The organism is Cupriavidus agavae, from assembly GCF_004217045.1.
Lineage (GTDB): Bacteria > Pseudomonadota > Gammaproteobacteria > Burkholderiales > Burkholderiaceae > Cupriavidus > Cupriavidus agavae.
Genome location: NZ_SGXM01000001.1, coordinates 568,185 through 583,768, shown reverse-complemented (window position 1 = coordinate 583,768; position 15,584 = coordinate 568,185). Strand labels below are relative to the sequence as shown.

At 60.4% G+C, this 15,584-nt stretch carries 17 protein-coding genes and 1 tRNA gene; 14 read left to right on the top strand and 4 right to left on the bottom strand.

Going from position 1 to position 15,584, the window contains the following annotated elements; translation table 11 throughout:
* The first annotated feature begins 2 nt into the window (after positions 1-2).
* Positions 3-1,199, top strand: coding sequence for a benzoate/H(+) symporter BenE family transporter (locus EV147_RS02695; RefSeq protein ID WP_130389575.1), 1,197 nt, complete (start codon positions 3-5; stop codon positions 1,197-1,199).
* On the opposite strand, the gene EV147_RS02690 is transcribed toward EV147_RS02695, so the two are convergent.
* Positions 1,196-1,660 (bottom strand): hypothetical protein, encoded by a 465-nt coding sequence (locus tag EV147_RS02690; protein WP_130389574.1) that lies wholly within the window; start codon positions 1,658-1,660, stop codon positions 1,196-1,198. The genes EV147_RS02695 and EV147_RS02690 overlap by 4 nt on opposite strands.
* 62 nt (positions 1,661-1,722) lie before the next feature.
* Positions 1,723-2,067, bottom strand: coding sequence for a hypothetical protein (locus EV147_RS02685; RefSeq protein WP_130389573.1), 345 nt, complete (start codon positions 2,065-2,067; stop codon positions 1,723-1,725).
* Positions 2,068-2,305: 238 nt separating this feature from the next.
* On the opposite strand from EV147_RS02685, the gene EV147_RS02680 reads away from it, so the two are divergent.
* The 11 genes from EV147_RS02680 to EV147_RS02630 all read left to right on the top strand — a co-directional run bounded on the left by EV147_RS02680 (position 2,306) and on the right by EV147_RS02630 (position 13,089).
* Complete coding sequence (locus EV147_RS02680) at positions 2,306-3,436, top strand: DegT/DnrJ/EryC1/StrS family aminotransferase (protein WP_235844587.1); 1,131 nt, start codon at positions 2,306-2,308, stop codon at positions 3,434-3,436.
* A 5-nt stretch (positions 3,437-3,441) separates the two neighbouring features.
* Complete coding sequence (locus tag EV147_RS02675; RefSeq protein ID WP_130389572.1) at positions 3,442-4,191, top strand: class I SAM-dependent methyltransferase; 750 nt, start codon at positions 3,442-3,444, stop codon at positions 4,189-4,191.
* 8 nt (positions 4,192-4,199) lie between these two features.
* Entirely contained in the window at positions 4,200-4,880 is a 681-nt protein-coding gene (locus tag EV147_RS02670; RefSeq protein WP_130389571.1) for an acetyltransferase, read from the top strand.
* A gap of 1 nt (position 4,881) precedes the next feature.
* Positions 4,882-5,805: a glycoside hydrolase family protein gene (locus EV147_RS02665; protein WP_130389570.1), complete on the top strand. Its 924-nt coding sequence runs from the start codon at positions 4,882-4,884 to the stop codon at positions 5,803-5,805.
* Positions 5,802-6,758, top strand: coding sequence for a GNAT family N-acetyltransferase (locus tag EV147_RS02660; protein ID WP_130389569.1), 957 nt, complete (start codon positions 5,802-5,804; stop codon positions 6,756-6,758). Before EV147_RS02665 ends, EV147_RS02660 begins: the two co-directional genes overlap by 4 nt.
* Positions 6,755-7,684 (top strand): glycosyltransferase family 2 protein, encoded by a 930-nt coding sequence (locus tag EV147_RS02655; RefSeq protein WP_130389568.1) that lies wholly within the window; start codon positions 6,755-6,757, stop codon positions 7,682-7,684. Before EV147_RS02660 ends, EV147_RS02655 begins: the two co-directional genes overlap by 4 nt.
* Positions 7,668-8,048: a GtrA family protein gene (locus EV147_RS02650; RefSeq protein WP_235844586.1), complete on the top strand. Its 381-nt coding sequence runs from the start codon at positions 7,668-7,670 to the stop codon at positions 8,046-8,048. Before EV147_RS02655 ends, EV147_RS02650 begins: the two co-directional genes overlap by 17 nt.
* Positions 8,045-8,467: a sugar 3,4-ketoisomerase gene (locus EV147_RS02645; protein WP_407923195.1), complete on the top strand. Its 423-nt coding sequence runs from the start codon at positions 8,045-8,047 to the stop codon at positions 8,465-8,467. The genes EV147_RS02650 and EV147_RS02645 overlap by 4 nt, the downstream gene beginning before the upstream one ends.
* Entirely contained in the window at positions 8,468-10,483 is a 2,016-nt protein-coding gene (locus tag EV147_RS02640) for a glycosyltransferase family 39 protein (RefSeq protein WP_130389566.1), read from the top strand.
* Positions 10,484-10,613: 130 nt separating this feature from the next.
* Positions 10,614-11,738, top strand: coding sequence for an acyltransferase family protein (locus EV147_RS02635; RefSeq protein WP_130389565.1), 1,125 nt, complete (start codon positions 10,614-10,616; stop codon positions 11,736-11,738).
* A 223-nt stretch (positions 11,739-11,961) separates the two neighbouring features.
* On the top strand, positions 11,962-13,089 hold the full coding sequence (locus EV147_RS02630) for an acyltransferase family protein (protein WP_130389564.1): 1,128 nt from the start codon (positions 11,962-11,964) through the stop codon (positions 13,087-13,089).
* A gap of 123 nt (positions 13,090-13,212) precedes the next feature.
* On the opposite strand, the gene EV147_RS02625 is transcribed toward EV147_RS02630, so the two are convergent.
* Positions 13,213-13,287: transfer RNA gene (locus tag EV147_RS02625), tRNA-Arg, on the bottom strand.
* A 240-nt stretch (positions 13,288-13,527) separates the two neighbouring features.
* On the bottom strand, positions 13,528-13,992 hold the full coding sequence (locus tag EV147_RS02620) for a lecithin retinol acyltransferase family protein (RefSeq protein ID WP_130389563.1): 465 nt from the start codon (positions 13,990-13,992) through the stop codon (positions 13,528-13,530).
* Positions 13,993-14,405: 413 nt separating this feature from the next.
* Here EV147_RS02620 and EV147_RS02615 point away from each other — a divergent pair, with 413 nt between their 5' ends.
* The gene (locus EV147_RS02615; RefSeq protein ID WP_130389562.1) at positions 14,406-14,696 is read left to right on the top strand and encodes a hypothetical protein; all 291 of its coding nucleotides are present in this window, start codon (positions 14,406-14,408) and stop codon (positions 14,694-14,696) included.
* Positions 14,697-14,802: 106 nt separating this feature from the next.
* On the top strand, positions 14,803-15,579 hold the full coding sequence (locus tag EV147_RS02610) for a PP2C family protein-serine/threonine phosphatase (RefSeq protein WP_130389561.1): 777 nt from the start codon (positions 14,803-14,805) through the stop codon (positions 15,577-15,579).
* Positions 15,580-15,584: the final 5 nt, after the last annotated feature.

The window sequence follows — 15,584 nt, the reverse complement described above, 5'->3', positions numbered from 1 at the left end:
CCATGACCGCCGCGCCATCCATCAAGCTGTCCGATCTGTCCGTCTCCACCACCGTGGCCGGACTGATCGCCATGCTGACCGGCTACACCAGTTCGCTGGTGCTGATGATCCAGGCCGGACAGGCCGCCCACCTCAGCGACGCGCAGATCGCGTCATGGATCTGGGCGCTGTCGATCGGCATGGGGGTGACCACGCTCGGACTGTCGCTGGTGCTGCGCGTACCGATCGTCGTGGCGTGGTCCACGCCGGGCGCGGCGCTGCTGATTGCCAGCTTGCCCGGCGTGCCCTACCCCGAGGCCATCGGTGCCTTCCTGATGGCCGCGCTGCTGATGACCGCCGCCGGGCTGACCGGCTGGTTCGACCGGCTCATGAAGGCGCTGCCAGCCAGCATTGCGTCGGCGCTGCTGGCCGGCATCCTGTTCCGGATCAGCGTCGACGTGTTCATCCAGGCGCAAGACCAGACCCTGCTGCTGCTCGTGATGTTCGCCGCCTACCTGCTGGGCCGGCGCTGGTGGCCGCGCTACGCGGTGCCAGGCGTGCTGGCGCTTGGCGTGGCGCTGGCCGGGGCTCTCGGGCAACTGCACTTCGAGCAGTTCCACTTCGCCGTGGCGGTGCCGGTCTGGACCACGCCGGCGTTCTCGCTCCCGGCGTTCATCAGCATCGGCGTACCGCTGTTCATCGTGGCGCTGGCCTCGCAGAACATCCCGGGGCTGGCCGTGCTGCGCGCCGATGGCTACCACGTGCCGGCCAGCCCGCTGATCACCGTGACCGGCGTGGCCTCGGCCCTGCTGGCCCCGTTCGGCTCGCACGGCATCAACCTGGCGGCGATCACCGCTGCCATCTGCACCGGCCCGCAGGCCGACGCCGACTCGCGCCGCCGCTACATGGCCGCCGTGGTCTGCGGCATCGGCTACCTGGCGATGGGCGTCATGGCGGCGAGCATCGCGGCACTGTTCGCGGCGTTTCCGAAGGCGCTGGTGGTGGGCGTGGCGGCGTTCGCGCTGCTGGGCTCGATCGCCAACGGCCTGACCGTGGCCATGCAGACGCCCGCCGAACGGGAGTCGGCGCTGCTGACGTTCATGATCACGGCTTCGGGCATGACGCTGGCCGGCGTGGGCTCGGCGTTCTGGGGCGTGGTGGGCGGCATGCTCGCGCTGCTGATCCTCAAGCCGCGCGAACCCCGGGTCCAGGGAAGCTAGAGCAGCAGGAACTCGATCTCGGCGACCGGGATCTGCGTGACCGCAATGCCGCGCCGGCGCTGGAACAGCACGTGTTCGAGCACGCGGTCGCGATGCTCGGCAAAGACTTTCGGATCGAAACGCAGGCCCGAGCGCGCGTAGTGCTCGGCCAGCAGCTTGTAGACGCGGTGCCGCACCAGCAGCATCTCGTTTTCGGCGTGCAGCCGCGCCACCTCGGCGCGGTGGTCCTCCTCGACCTGGCGCATGCCGACCACCACGCGGGCGTGCATGCCCCGAAAGCGGTCGATCTCGGCATGGGCGCGGCGCAGCTCCTCGCGCAGTGCGCGAACCTCCTGCATCAGCTTGAGATTCTGCTGGACACCCCGCTGGATGCGCGAGGCCTCCTCAAGCGCGTAATCGGCCGCGGCAATCGTGTCCTGCCAGACACCGTCGGTTCCCGCGCCGCCCGCTTCATTCGTCATGATGCTCGCCCCCCTTTGCCGTCTGCGATGCCGCCGCTCATGAATGTCTTATAAGTCTCTTTTTAGATCTTCGGCGGAAGCGTCCGCAGCAACCGGTTCACCTGCACCAATGTGTCGCATTCGTCCGCCTTGCGCTTGCGCCGCTCCTCGATGATGTCGAGCATCGCCCGGATCTGGCCGTTCTTGGCCTCGCAGGTTTCCCGCCCATTCTTCGGACACGCCACTTCGATCTCGCTGCGCAGGCTCTCCTGGACGATATCGATCAGCGCCGTACAGCCCGACGTATCGGTCAACGCGGGATCGGACGCCGGCTGCACGGCCATGGCCGGCGCGGCAGTCCACAACGCGAGCGCGGGCAGCCAACGGACCAGCGTACGCGGCAGCCGGAAAGTGCAGAAAAATGGCATGGATCGGAAGAAAATGGATCAGGCAGCACCACAGCTGCGGCGTGCGGGCTACATCATAGCTGTTTGTTTAATTTGGGCGGTGGAAATTGCGGTTGGCTACCGAGCGAGGGTGATTTCATCCAAAGACTGGCCATTTTTGGACGAAATACGAAGGCATATTAGAATGCGGGACTCTCGCCATCCCCCGTTCACAGGCTGGTCCCAGCAGTCCGCCGCGAGCCATGGAGTCGGGAGCGGCTTGTATATAACTTCGCGCCTCCCCATGACTCAATCAGTTCCTCTTTTTTCCGCCCAGGCCGTCAATGCCGGTATTGACCTGATGGCACCGGTCGCACGCGTCATCGACAGTCACTGGTACATCCTTGGCCGTGAGACAGCCGGGTTCGAGAGCGAATTTGCCGAATATTTGCAGATCGGACACTGCATTGGCGTTGCCAATGGCACGGACGCTCTGGAACTGGCGCTGCGAGCACTCGACGTGATGCAAGGGGACGAAGTGGTCATCTGCGCCAACGCGGGCTTCTATGCGAACACCGCCCTCCGCCTGATTGGCGCCAGGGCCCAGTACGTGGACATCGACCCCGCCACGCTGACGATGAGCGTGGACGGACTGAGAGTTGCGCTGGAAAGCTGCCGTCCCAAGGCAGTCGTCGTAACGCATCTGTACGGCCAGATGGCCGATATCGAAGCGCTGACGCAGATTGCCAACGCCGCCGGCGTACCGGTGATCGAGGATTGCGCGCAGTCTCATGGCGCCCGCCGCAACGGCCAGCAGGCTGGTACGGTCGGCACCATCGGCACGTTCAGCTTCTATCCCACGAAGAACCTGGGTGCCCTGGGTGACGGCGGCGCCATCGTCTGCGGCGATGAAGCCCTTGCGCAGCGCGTTCGCCAGCTCCGTCAGTACGGCTGGGCCACGAAGTATCACGTTGCGGCGGACGGCGGCTGCAACAGCCGGCTGGACGAGATCCAGGCCGCAATCCTGCGCGCCAAGCTGCCGCACCTCGACGCGTGGAACAGCCAGCGCCGCAGCATTGCACAGCGCTACAACCAGGCCTTTGCCAATCTGCCGGTATGCTGCCCGGTGTCGACCGGCGACGACTACGTGGCGCACCTCTACGTGCTGCGCATGAAGAACCGCGACGCGTTTCGCCAGTTTCTCGGCGCGCATGGAATCGCCACGGACATTCACTACCCGGTTCCCGACCATCGGCAAGCGGTCGTGGAGAACGAGCATGGCCAGTGGGAACTGCCACATACCGAATCAGCTTGCACGGAAGTGGTGACGCTGCCGTGTTTCCCCGGCCTCCCCGATGCCGACGTTGCGCGCGTCATTGAAGCCGTCACGCGCTATTTCAGCCAGGATTAACGAATATGACTTCGCCGAATCGCTTTGCCAATATCGGCTTCGAAGACTTCCGCCGCCTGGCCGCGGATGAGTCCTTGTCCAAATACGAAAGGATTGGCTTCCCGAATTCCTATCGGGAAGGTTTCGAGCCTGCCATTTTCGAGGACATTCGCCGGAAACTGACCAATCTCGACGCACGCGAACAGTGCGTGCTGGATATTGGCCCCGGCTGCAGTGACCTGCCGCGCATGTTGATGGACTTGTGCCGCGCACAGGATCATCGGCTGACGCTGGTCGACAGCGCGGAAATGCTGGCCCTTCTTCCCGATGCGCCGGCCACGGACAAGGTAGCGGCGCTTTACCCGAATTGCCCCGCGTTGCTCGACGGCCTGCGCGGCAAAGTCGACGCGCTGCTCTGCTACAGCCTGCTGCATTACGTCCTGGTGGACGTCGCATTCTTCCGCTTTCTCGACGTTTCGCTGTCGCTGCTCGCTCCTGGCGGCCAGATGCTGATTGGAGACATTCCGAATGTCTCAAAGCGCAAGCGGTTCTTTGCCAGCGACACCGGCATTGCGTTTCACAAGGCATTCATGCAGACCGACGAACCACCGGAAGTTGCATTCAACAACGTCGAGCACGACCAGATTGACGACGCCGTGGTGTTTGCCCTGTTGCAACGTGCCCGCTCGGCAGGTTTCGATGCCTATGTGGTGCCACAGAACCCGGCCCTGCCTCTTGCCAACCGGCGCGAGGACATTCTCATCATTCGTCCGTGAGGCAACCCATGCAAAAGCAGCGCAAGCTGGTGATTCTGGGGGACAGCGCATTTGCCGAAGTCGCTTATGAATGCTTCACGCATGATTCCGACTACGAGGTGGTGGGGTTCAGTGTCGAATCGGCACATCTGAAGCGTGACGAACTGTTTGGCCTGCCTGTGGTTCCCTTCGAGGACCTCGAAAAACACTTCCAACCAGGCGAAGTCGATTTTTATGCCGCGCTGGTTTATAGCCAGTTGAACCGGCTGCGCACCCGCCTGTACCAGGAAGCGAAGTCCAGGGGCTATCGCGCCGCCAGCTATGTCAGCACCCGGGCATTCGTCTGGCACAACGTGCAGTTGGGCGAGCACTGTTTCATCTTCGAGGACAACACGGTCCAGCCATTTGTCCGCATCGGCGACAACGTGGTGCTCTGGAGCGGTAATCACATTGGCCACCACAGCACGGTGGAGGACCATTGTTTCGTGGCCTCCCACGCCGTGATCTCCGGCTTTTGCACGGTGGGACGTTCGTCGTTCCTGGGCGTGAATGTGGCACTCGCCAACAATATCAGCATTGGTGCCGACAACTGGATTGGCCCCGGCCTCACGATCTCCGCGGACACCGAACCCGGCCAGCTTTTCAAGGGCGAATCGCCCGCCGCCTCGAAAGTCAGCACGAAACGTTTCTTCAGATTGAAAGAGGACTGAAATGCGCTGGAACAAGCTTGGCATCGTGTGGAAGCCCGATGGCCAAATGGACTGGGCGAAGACCCATGCGATGGGCCCTACCCCGTTTCGGCTGAATGACGAAGTCATCCGGTTGTTCGTGACGTGCCTTGATGAGCAGGGACGCGGTCGCCCCGGTTATGTCGACGTTTCTGCGTCGGATCCTACCCGCGTGCTTGGATATTCGAAACAGGCTGTGCTGGATATCGGCACGCCGGGAACTTTCGACGACAACGGCCTGATGGTGACGAGCGTCATCGAGCCCGAGCCCGGCACGCTGTACATGTATTACGCCGGATTCGAGATCTGCACCAAGATCCGATATCGAATCTTGACCGGCCTCGCCATCAGCACGGACGGTGGCGAGACGTTCAAGCGATACAGCAAGACTCCCATCCTCGACCGCTCGGATGGCGAGCTTTATATCCGGGGTGGTCCATTTGCGCTGTACGAGAAAGGGGTATTCCGGCTCTGGTATGTGGCCGGAAGCGAATGGACCGAATTGAATGGCAAAGCCATGCCGGTCTACGACCTGCGCTATCAGACTTCGCCCGACGGCGTCACGTGGAATAGCGAAGGCACGCTGTCGATGGACATTTCCCAGGACGACGAGCACGGATTTGGACGCCCTTGGGTTGTTTCGAGGGCCGACGGCAGGCACCAGATGTTTTATTCGGTCCGTCGCCGTTCGTATGCGGCCTACCGCCTGGGTTACGCCGAGTCAGATGACGGCGTGAACTGGACCCGCATGGACGACCAGATGGGACTCGACGTCTCGGAAACGGGCTTCGATTCCGAAGCGATCATGTATTCCGCCGTGATAGCGGTGGGAGATCGCACGTTCTGCTTCTACAACGGCAACAGTTTCGGCCTTGACGGCATTGCTGTCGCGGAGCTGGCTGCATGACGCTTGCCATTCGCGGCTTCGACCCTGCCATGGCGTCGGTTTGGGATGCGTTTTGCTCGGCATCGATTAACGGCACATTCCTGCACAGCCGCCATTTTCTGTCCTATCACGGCAGCCGGTTCCAGGACGCCTCCGTACTGATCGAAGAATCCGGGGATTTGGTGGGTATTTTCCCCGCAGCCGTGGCACCTTCAGACGCCGGACTTATCGTCAGTCATCCCGGCGCGACGTTCGGCGGCATCGTGCATCACGGCCGTCTTGCCGGCGCAAAAATGATCGATGCCATCGAGGCGCTGAACCAGCACTATGCAAGCCAGGGCTATGAGCGCCTGCTGTACAAAGCTATCCCCCATATTCATGCCCGGGCACCCGCGCAGGACGATTTGTATGCGTTGTACCGGGTTGGCGCGGAGCGCGTGCGTTGCGACCTTTCCTGCACGATCGATCTGGCCGGCCGGCGCCCTCCCAGCGAACGCCGGCGGCGCAGCCTGAAGAAAGCGTCGCGGGTCACGACCATTTCGCCGAATGGCGACCTCGTCGATGCACTCTGGCGCGTACTCGAAGGTAATCTGGAGCGCAAGCATGATGCGCGGCCGGTGCATTCGCTGGCGGAGATCCGCCTGCTGCAAGCGCGGTTTCCCGATGAAATTCAGGTGCGCTGCGGAATCGTCGACAACGAGGTAGAGGCGGGGGTCGTCCTCTTCAATTCGAACCGGGCCTGGCACGCGCAATATATCGCCTCAAGTGCCCGAGGCTATGAATCATCGGTTCTCGATGCCGTATTCGATTCCATCATCAGCGAAGCCAGCGCCTCCGGCGCCCGCTATTTCGATTTTGGAACCAGCAATGAAGAAGGCGGCCGGGTACTCAACGATGGTCTCTATCGGTTCAAGCACGAATTCGGCGGCGGTGGCGTGGCCCACGAGTTCTATCAGATCAATCTAACCCAATGAACAAGAAGAAAATCTCCATCGTGGTGCCGGTGTATTTCAACGCCGGCAGCCTTCCGCGCCTGTTCGATGAACTGCGCGCCGTGGAGGAACAACTCCGGGAGCGTTCGCTCGGACTGGAACTGATCTTTGTCGACGATGGCTCCCGCGACAACTCGCTGGAGAAATTGCTGGAGTTCAAGAAGAGCCGCCCGGAGACGATCGTCGCCAAGCTCACCCGCAATTTTGGCGCGGTGCATTGCTCGAAGACCGGCATCAGGTTTGTTACCGGCGATGCGTTCATGGTGCTCGCCGCCGACCTGCAGGACCCGCCGCGCCTGATTCTCGAAATGGTCGATAAATGGCTGGCAGGATCGAAGTTCGTCATTTGCGAGCGGTTTACCCGGGAAGACCCGTTCGTTTCCAAGCTGTATTCGAAGCTCTACTACACCATGCTCCGCACCTTCGTGATCCGCGACTATCCCGAGGGCGGCTATGACATGGCATTGATGGACAAGGCATTCCTGCCGCACATCGTCAACAGCTCCAAAAGCGTTTTTACCCCGCTGCTTGCCTATTGGCTGGGCTACAAGCCTGAGATCATCCAGTACCACCGTCCCAAGCGGGAACATGGCAAGTCAGGATGGACGTTCGCCAAGAAATTCAATGCGTTCCTGGATGTCATGCTCGGCTTTTCCATCACGCCGATCCGTGCCATTTCAGCACTCGGTGCGCTGGTATCACTCTGCAGCTTCGTGTACGGCGTCAGCGTGGTCATCAACGCGTGGCTTGGCGATATTCCGGTGCAGGGATTTGCCACTGTGGTCGCCCTGATCACGTTTCTCCTCGGGCTCATCATCCTGATGCTGGGTGTCATTGGCGAATACCTGTGGCGGATCTTCGATGAAACCAACAAGCGACCGGAGACTGTCATTGAAGAGGTTTACTGAGTCGGCAGCAGTTCGGTTCCTGCTTTCCGGGGGAATCAATACGGTCGCCACCTACGCCATCTATCTTGTTCTGGTGCAGTTCCTGCAATATCAGATCGCCTATACCGTGACGTACCTGATCGGCATTGCACTGGGCTATGCGTTGAACGCATTCTGGGTATTCCGTAGCGGCCCCAACGTCAAGTCCGCCATTGGCTATCCAATCGTTTATCTTGGCCAGTACGGGCTGGGCATTGGATTGCTTTGGGTATTTGTCGACCTGTTGCATATTGATCAGCGGATAGCGCCGGCACTGGTCATCGTTATCACGCTCCCGATCATGTTTATGCTGTCGCGCCTCGTATTCAGAAAGACCGCCCCATGACCATGCCTACCGTCAACGACTGCAAGATCATCGCCCTGCCGAAGATCACGGACCCCCGAGGCAATCTCACGTTTCTGGAGTCCGAACGGCATGTACCGTTCGAGATCAAGCGCGTTTTCTATCTCTATGACGTGCCCACCGAGGAGAGCCGCGGCGCGCACGCTCACAAGCAGTTGCACCAGTTCATCATCTGCCTTGCAGGCAGCTTCGACGTGCGCGTCGATGACGGCGAATCGCAAGCGACTTTCCACCTGAATCGTCCGTGGAAAGGACTCCATGTGCCGCCCATGATCTGGGGCGCTGAGATCAACTTCGACCCCGGCTCGGTATGCCTTGTCCTGGCCTCTGACCATTATTGCGAAGACGATTACATCCGCGACTACGAAACGTTCCTCGCCACGGTCAAGGAGCAGCGGTAATTGAACCGATCTGTTTCCGCAATACGACCGGCCCTGCACTCGCCCATTTCCGGCACCATCGCTTCATTGCCGGCGGGATTATGCTTAGGCGCTTTGGCTGCCGGCAGCCTGCTGGCATTATTCCAGCCGAACGCCGCGACCTTTGGCGGTTTTCTCCTGGGCCTCGCCGTGCTCGCTGGATTGGCTTGGACGGCGTGCAAGGCTGATCGCCGTGTGGTGCTCGGCTTGTTATTGCTCTACATCCTTGCCCTGGCCACTTGGACGTGGACCACTGACAGCCAGCAGATCAGCGACTTCGGCGTGTATCTGCGATGCGGTGCGCCGCTCTGGAACAAGGTCGACGGCTTCCAGCAATGGGCACAGCAATGCCAGAGTGCCTGGCTTCCGGGTAATCCGACATACTGGCGCCGATCGCTGCTATATACCTGGCCGATCGGCATGCTTGGCGGCAACGAGTATCTGACACTGAAGCTCGCCAATGCCCTGATGCATATTGCGGCCGTGGTCGGGATATACCATGTCGTGTCGCGCGGCACCTCACGACAACAGGGCGTACTCGCCGCCGGTGCGTTGGCCCTTTTCCCTGAGTACTGGTTCACCACCACGCTGGCAACCAGTGACAATCTCGTCGTTCCATTGCTGGTACTCTGGCTGGGACTCTTGGCTTTCAACGACTTCGATGAACTTGCCGCCTGGAGATTGGTTGCTGCTGCAGTCGTCGGCGTCTCGCTGGACCTGCTACGCGATATTGGCCTGATATGTGTTCTGACCACGATACTGCTGGCAATGCTGTCGACATCGCGCAACCGATGGAGACTCCTGATATGTGCCGGCCTGACATTTGGTCTGATGGTGCTCGTGGGGCGATTGGGTGCGCAATTGATGCCCTTGGCGTCCGACAATGCGGGCCTGCTGGCACGCCTGACCGGACACGGCATTACACATAGTGCGCCTTGGGCAGACAACTATCGCTGGAATCAGTACGTTTTCCCGTTACTGGATCCGCAAACACGGAATCGATATTTCGCCGGCCTGCTCACCATGGATCTGCAGCACGGCGTGGGTGCCGCGTTCCAGAATTGGGCAGCCAAGCTGCAGGTGCTGCTTCAGGGAGACGGCTACTACTATTTCTCCGCTGCACCCCTCGACGCGAATCCGGACAACTTTCCAATCGGCCATGTTTCGGCAGCAAGCCCGCCGAGCGCTCCCATCGGATTTCTGCTGAAAGGAATTGCTGCCGCCATCGCGATTCTGGCGTTCCTCGGCGGCGCAAGATCGCGCCACCAAGGTTTAGGAAAAGCCAGCCTCGCATTTGGCTGCGCATTCGTGCTGCTGGTTATCGGTTTCGGTGAAATCCAGCCGCGCTATGCCGCCCTGTTGGGACCCGCCCTATGCATCATGATCGGCGGCCTGCTGGCACCGTCCCGCATATCGACGACAAAAATCGCCATGGACGTCGGCAAGAGCGTTGCAATCTGCGCCATCGCGATTTCGCTCGCGCTGATTGGCTTGATCGCCGTATTAGGTAAGCAATTTGGCGCTGCGCCTTCTATCTCCGGGTTCCGGCAAGAAGGGCCGGTCACCATCGACGGCGTAACCTGCAACGTGGCGAGCGCAACGGTCAGCATCGAAGAGCGATTCATCAGAATCCACTTTCCGGGAGCACAGGCGGCGTGTTATTCGTTCGTTGCAACCGGCCCGGCCAGCAATGAACCGCTGTCGTTTCAGGTGGTTCGTGACCCGATTCTTCCGCGCTGGAAGTCGGTTTCTGCTGCGCCGGTCATCGTCAAGGTACGTGATGAGGGAACTGAAGATAGTATCCCAACAGCGACGGCCGACCTACGCTTCAGCGCAGCAAAATCCCTGCACCTCGCTATTTCCGACACCAGTGCAAGGTTGCGCTTCCTGGTCTTCGTGGATGGGGACATGGATTCTTCAATGCAGGGAATCGTAATCGGTTTCGCGCAAACGAATTCGGGAAAGCCCGTCAGGCTTACTGATTTAAAAAAACACTAGTTTGATTCTGAAGATCCAGAGGCTAGCGGGACGGACTGTTGCGCCATGGATGTTGGCCGGTTCCAACAAGACACACCGAATCACCTGCCGTACGTATAATGCCGGTGACAAAAAAATCTAAAACTATCAAGTGCCCAAGAAAACACTCGATTGGCTGCAGGCTCTCAGGGGAATAGCAGCTCTACTGGTCGTACTTACCCACGCACGTTTCTTTTTTGCTGGTACCCCTTTCATGCCTACGGCGGAGGCAATCTTCCGTCCCGGTGCCCTTGGGGTAGACCTGTTCTTTCTCATCAGTGGTTTCATAATGGTGTACACCACGATGGATTGCGACGGAAGCTTCACGTATGCGGCTCGCTTCTGGATCAAACGTCTATCCCGCATATGGCCAGTCTATGTTGTATTGGCCATTATCGGAGTGCAAGCATACAACTTGATCACGGTGTATGCTGACGCCAGCCTTTGGGTAAAGATGATCAAGAGTTTCTTTTTCCTTCCCGTCGATCCCTATCAACCACTCTATTACGGTTTGCCATACGGGCTTGGATGGACTCTCAACTTCGAGGTCTATTTCTATCTTGTCTTCGGGCTCTCCATGCTTGCCGGACGTCGTTGGCGTTGGCTTGTGTTCTTCGGCTGGATCGGATTTACGCTGATTGCTCTACCTCTTTTGACCCGCGGAATGGTGACGCTGGATGTCCAGCATGACTATCATTACCGGATTTCGTACCTGAATCAGGTAGTGAATCCTATAATCTGGACATTCGCGCTAGGCGTAATTGCCGGATTGGTCTATCTCTCTCCCATACAGATGCCAGACTCCATGGCTACGAGGCTATTCGTGGTGAGCGCGGTGACGACCGCAGTGTGGTGGGCATATTCCGGCATGGCAATGTTCCACGGCATCGGCGAATGGGGTGGGCCACTGGCCGTGGCTTTCGTGATTCTTGCAATAGCCACCAAAACAGTTGAGCTGAGAATTCCCAGCCAACTCCTATGGTTAGGCGAGGTATCGTTTTCGCTTTATTTGGTACATCCGATTGCGCAAGCGCTGATCACAAGAACGTTGAACGGAATCGGGCGAAAAGATCTTACGCAGACTTGGTCCCACGTGTTCGCTACCACAATCTTTGCCCTTGTTCTGGCCGCAATCTCGCACAAGCTGCTTGAACAACGACTCGCCGAGTACATCAAAAATAAGATGCTACGCGCAGTGCGAGCAAACCAGACGATTAGCTATCCGACACCCGCTTGACAGCGATTCGGTCTTTTTCCGCGCAGGTCGATATCGAGGGAAGAGAGAAGTATCAAAGACCGAGCTTGATCCCGCCAATAGAATTATAAAACCCTCCAAAAAGGCAGCTTTTAGACCTATTTGCGCGATCCCCGCGTCCACACGCGCAGGAGATCCCGCGCGGAGCGGTCAAAAGTGCCAATTATGCTAAGAGTAGCTCGGCAACAAAAGCGACAGAAAAACAATGAAACAGCCCGGCTTAGCAGTGACGACGAGCACGCTTGACGTACACGCCTCTGCGCGAGACTTCCATGCGACCGCAATCAGCACCCGGGCATACCGGCCCGAGATTGACGCGTTGCGCGCCGTGGCGGTTGGTGCCGTCCTTATGAGCCACTGGCTTCCGGGGTTCGTTTATTTGACGAACTGGGGCCTCGCCGGTGTCTACCTCTTCTTTGTGATCAGCGGTTATGTCATCACCAGAGGCCTGCTTACCGAGCAGGCTCGGAACGGGGATCGAATTGCGCTACGTAGATTCTTCTTACGGCGGGCGATTCGCATCTGGCCGATTTACTACCTGACGATCGCCTTTACGTACTTCATCTGGCCCGGATTTCCCGATGGAACCGTAGCGTGGCACATGCTCTTCCTGTCGAACGCACTAGTCAGCGTTGAAGGCAAGTTCCTTTTTCCGGTCCATTTCTGGTCTCTATCGGTCGAACAGCAGTTCTATCTCTTCTGGCCGCTCCTGCTCATGCTATTCGGACGCCGGCACCTAGTCTGGGCTTGCATCGCCATGTTGGTGATATCACCAGCTTCACGCTGGTACCTCAGCGTAGAAGCGCATAACATGCCGGCGGCGTACTACATGCTCAGTTCCAACCTGGACTGCCTCGCGGCAGGTGCGCTCGTGGCTACTGCGGAGCGCTCTAGCACTCGCGTCGCGATTCTCGGTACAAATGTGGCCGGACTCGCCGGCATTTGCCTTCTCGCCTTTACGTTGACAATGAGCTATGTTGGCGAGACAGCTTGGGACGTGATACTGACGGGAACTGCCATCGCGGGAATCTCGTCCTGGTTGATCGCTTGGCTTGGCCGCTTTGAACGTAGAGGCCTTGCGCTTTGCAATCCCGCCGTCCTCTACATTGGCAAAATCAGCTACGGCGTCTACCTGTACCATCTGCCGGTAGGGATGTACCTGTTCACTACCGCGCTCGGGAAGCAGTCGCCCTGGATCTACGCCACTGTTTCGGCGATCTCCACCGTTGCACTTGCCTCCGCCAGTTGGTTCCTGATCGAGCGCCCCTTGCTGGCTGCAACGCATCGCGCCAAGACCTGGCCTCCCTGTCAGACTGGACGAACCGGGAAATAAAAATGCCCCGAAACGTGACAAATGCCAGCGGGAAATGACGAACTCTGGCGAACGTCGATTCCGCGCAAAGCCTCGATTTACTTGGGAAGGGAGATCTTTGGCGAACTGCCGCGAAATATTCTATGGTCCCGCCGACAGGAATCGAACCTGTATCTAGCGCTTAGGAGGCGCTCGTTCTATCCATTGAACTACGGCGAGCGGACCGTCTGCAGGGCACGCGGGTCGCGCGGTGGCGGGCGTGGCGTGAGACGGGGCGCAGTATAGCAAACTCCGGAGCCGGTTCGCCACGGCGGCGGGCGGTGCGGGTAACCGTGCGAGGGATGGTCCGGGCGGTGGTGCGTCCGGTGGCGCGGTGGCAGGCGCGGCCACGGCGGGCGTTGCAGCTTTCCCAGTCGATCAGTCCTGGCATGGTGGGCTCCCTGGTGTGTTCGTGGAGGATCAGGCGGCCCGCAGGGTGTGGCGCGGGGTCAGCAGGGCGCGCATCATCTGCAGCACGGTTACGGCGGCGGTGCGGGGGTGGCGCAGGCAGGTTTCCACCTGCTCGCTGCGAGCCTGGCCGAGCAGGCACCAGGTGCAGAAGTGTTCGCAGTTGTTGGTCAGCAGGTGGTAGTGGTCTTCGCCGAGGCGGCTGCGGGCTCGGGAGACCGCTTCCGTACCGAGGTAGCGGGCGCAGGGTTCGGGCTTGACGGTCACCGGGTGGCCGTCGGCAAACTGTTCGAGCGAGGTTTCCTCGACCGGGGCGGCGTGCAGCGCATGGCAGAAGCCGGCGTAGTGGATCACGCGACCCTGGCCGATGTAGATGCCGTGGTGGGCGTAGCCGTTGCGTTCCGTCACGAGATGGGCGCCAGCCAGGTAGAGATCGTCGTCTTGGCGGTCGGCTTGTTGTTGGTCTTGGGCGTTCATGGCAGGTCTCGGTTCGGTGTCTGTGGCTGGCAGCCAGTGCTGCGTCGTTGCCAGACCAACCGCATCAAGCGTGCCAGACGGGCGAATCCACGGCGCCACAACGGTTTGCGGGCGTAGCCGCTGTGCGTGGCCGGGGAAATCGTCGGTTGGGAGCCGACATCGGCTGGCCGATTGTGTTGGCTCGGCAAAGACAGCGAGACTCTGGGAACGGGTGCGCGGCGTCAGGCAGCCAGGACGGATTCCACATGGTGGCCCGTACCCACCATCGCAGACGGCATGTTGGCCTGAGCCCAACCTTCCAGGCGGCGGGGAAGCCTCAAAGGGCGCTGTAAGTGATTCATGGATCTCGCCAAAGCGTGGCACGGCGCTTGCACTACTGTTCGCATCACGCCAGCCACCATCAGGAGTCCGCCATGGCCACGCTCACGATCCGCGATCTCGCCGCCCACCACATCCTGGATTTCCGGGCCATGTCGGCCGTCCGGGGCGGTGGCGCGCCGTGGGTATTTGGCTGGATTCAGCCCTATGTGGCGGCCCGGCCGGGCACGTTGCCCGTCGTGAACTTTTACGAGATCAATTACAGCTTCTATGCTGATCAGATGAACAACCAGTTCCAGAACGTCGAGGTCCAGAACAATGCGCCGAATTCGACCATTACGGTCGACGCCGGCATGGACGCGCGGAACAAGGGACGGTTGGTCTGAGTCCTGAAGCACGAACCGGCAGGACTTTCGCGGTAACCCCCAACACCTGACTGCCGCCCGGGGGGGCGCCTAACGCGCGGATCGAGGGTCCGCGCCGGAGCACACCGTGACCTGCGTATCGCAATTCCGCTGGACTTCCGCCGCCTGTACCGACGTCGGCCGCGTGCGTGAGCGCAACGAGGATGCCTGCCTGGACGCCCCCGAGCGGGGTATCTGGGCCGTGGCTGACGGCATGGGCGGGCACGCCGTGGGTGAATTCGCCAGCCGGGCGATCGTCCAGGCGCTGACCGCCCTGCCGGCGCCCGACAGCCTGGACGCCGCCGTGGAGCACGCCCGGATCGCCATCCAGACCGTCAACCAGCTTCTGATCGACGAAGCCCAGCGCATGAAGGTGCGGGTCATCGGCAGCACGGTGGTCATGCTGATGGCCTGCGAGCGCCGCTGCAGCTGCCTGTGGGCGGGCGACAGCCGCCTCTACCTGTTCCGCGACGGCCACCTGAAGCAACTCACGCGCGACCACAGCCAGGTGGAGCGCCTCAAGGCGCGCGGCCTGATCACCGCCGAAGAGGCGCGCCACCATCCCGCCCACAACACCATCACGCGCGCCGTGGGTGCGTCGGCCACGCTCGATCTTGAACTGCTGACCTTCGAGATTGGCGATGGCGATGTCTTCCTGCTCTGCAGCGACGGCCTCAGCAACGAAGTGGAAGACGCCAAGATCGCCGAATTGCTCGATGTGGCCGCCGATCCGGTGAGCGCCGCCGACGCGCTGCTCCGGCGCGCGCTCGACCATGGGGGGCGCGATAACGTCTCGGTCGTGGTGATCCGCGCCGAGGACATGGGCGGCGGCTCGGACATGACGCTGCTCAATCCCGAGGTCTGAGCGCG

Coding starts and splice junctions, on each gene's coding strand:
- EV147_RS02695 (WP_130389575.1), top strand. CDS start 3: ATGACCGCCGCGCCATCCATCAAGCTGTCCGATCTGTCCGTCTCCACC.
- EV147_RS02670 (WP_130389571.1), top strand. CDS start 4,200: ATGCAAAAGCAGCGCAAGCTGGTGATTCTGGGGGACAGCGCATTTGCC.
- EV147_RS02620 (WP_130389563.1), bottom strand. CDS start 13,992: ATGAACGCCCAAGACCAACAACAAGCCGACCGCCAAGACGACGATCTC.
- EV147_RS02645 (WP_407923195.1), top strand. CDS start 8,045: ATGACCATGCCTACCGTCAACGACTGCAAGATCATCGCCCTGCCGAAG.
- EV147_RS02655 (WP_130389568.1), top strand. CDS start 6,755: ATGAACAAGAAGAAAATCTCCATCGTGGTGCCGGTGTATTTCAACGCC.
- EV147_RS02685 (WP_130389573.1), bottom strand. CDS start 2,067: ATGCCATTTTTCTGCACTTTCCGGCTGCCGCGTACGCTGGTCCGTTGG.
- EV147_RS02660 (WP_130389569.1), top strand. CDS start 5,802: ATGACGCTTGCCATTCGCGGCTTCGACCCTGCCATGGCGTCGGTTTGG.
- EV147_RS02665 (WP_130389570.1), top strand. CDS start 4,882: ATGCGCTGGAACAAGCTTGGCATCGTGTGGAAGCCCGATGGCCAAATG.
- EV147_RS02690 (WP_130389574.1), bottom strand. CDS start 1,660: ATGACGAATGAAGCGGGCGGCGCGGGAACCGACGGTGTCTGGCAGGAC.
- EV147_RS02675 (WP_130389572.1), top strand. CDS start 3,442: ATGACTTCGCCGAATCGCTTTGCCAATATCGGCTTCGAAGACTTCCGC.
- EV147_RS02615 (WP_130389562.1), top strand. CDS start 14,406: ATGGCCACGCTCACGATCCGCGATCTCGCCGCCCACCACATCCTGGAT.
- EV147_RS02630 (WP_130389564.1), top strand. CDS start 11,962: ATGAAACAGCCCGGCTTAGCAGTGACGACGAGCACGCTTGACGTACAC.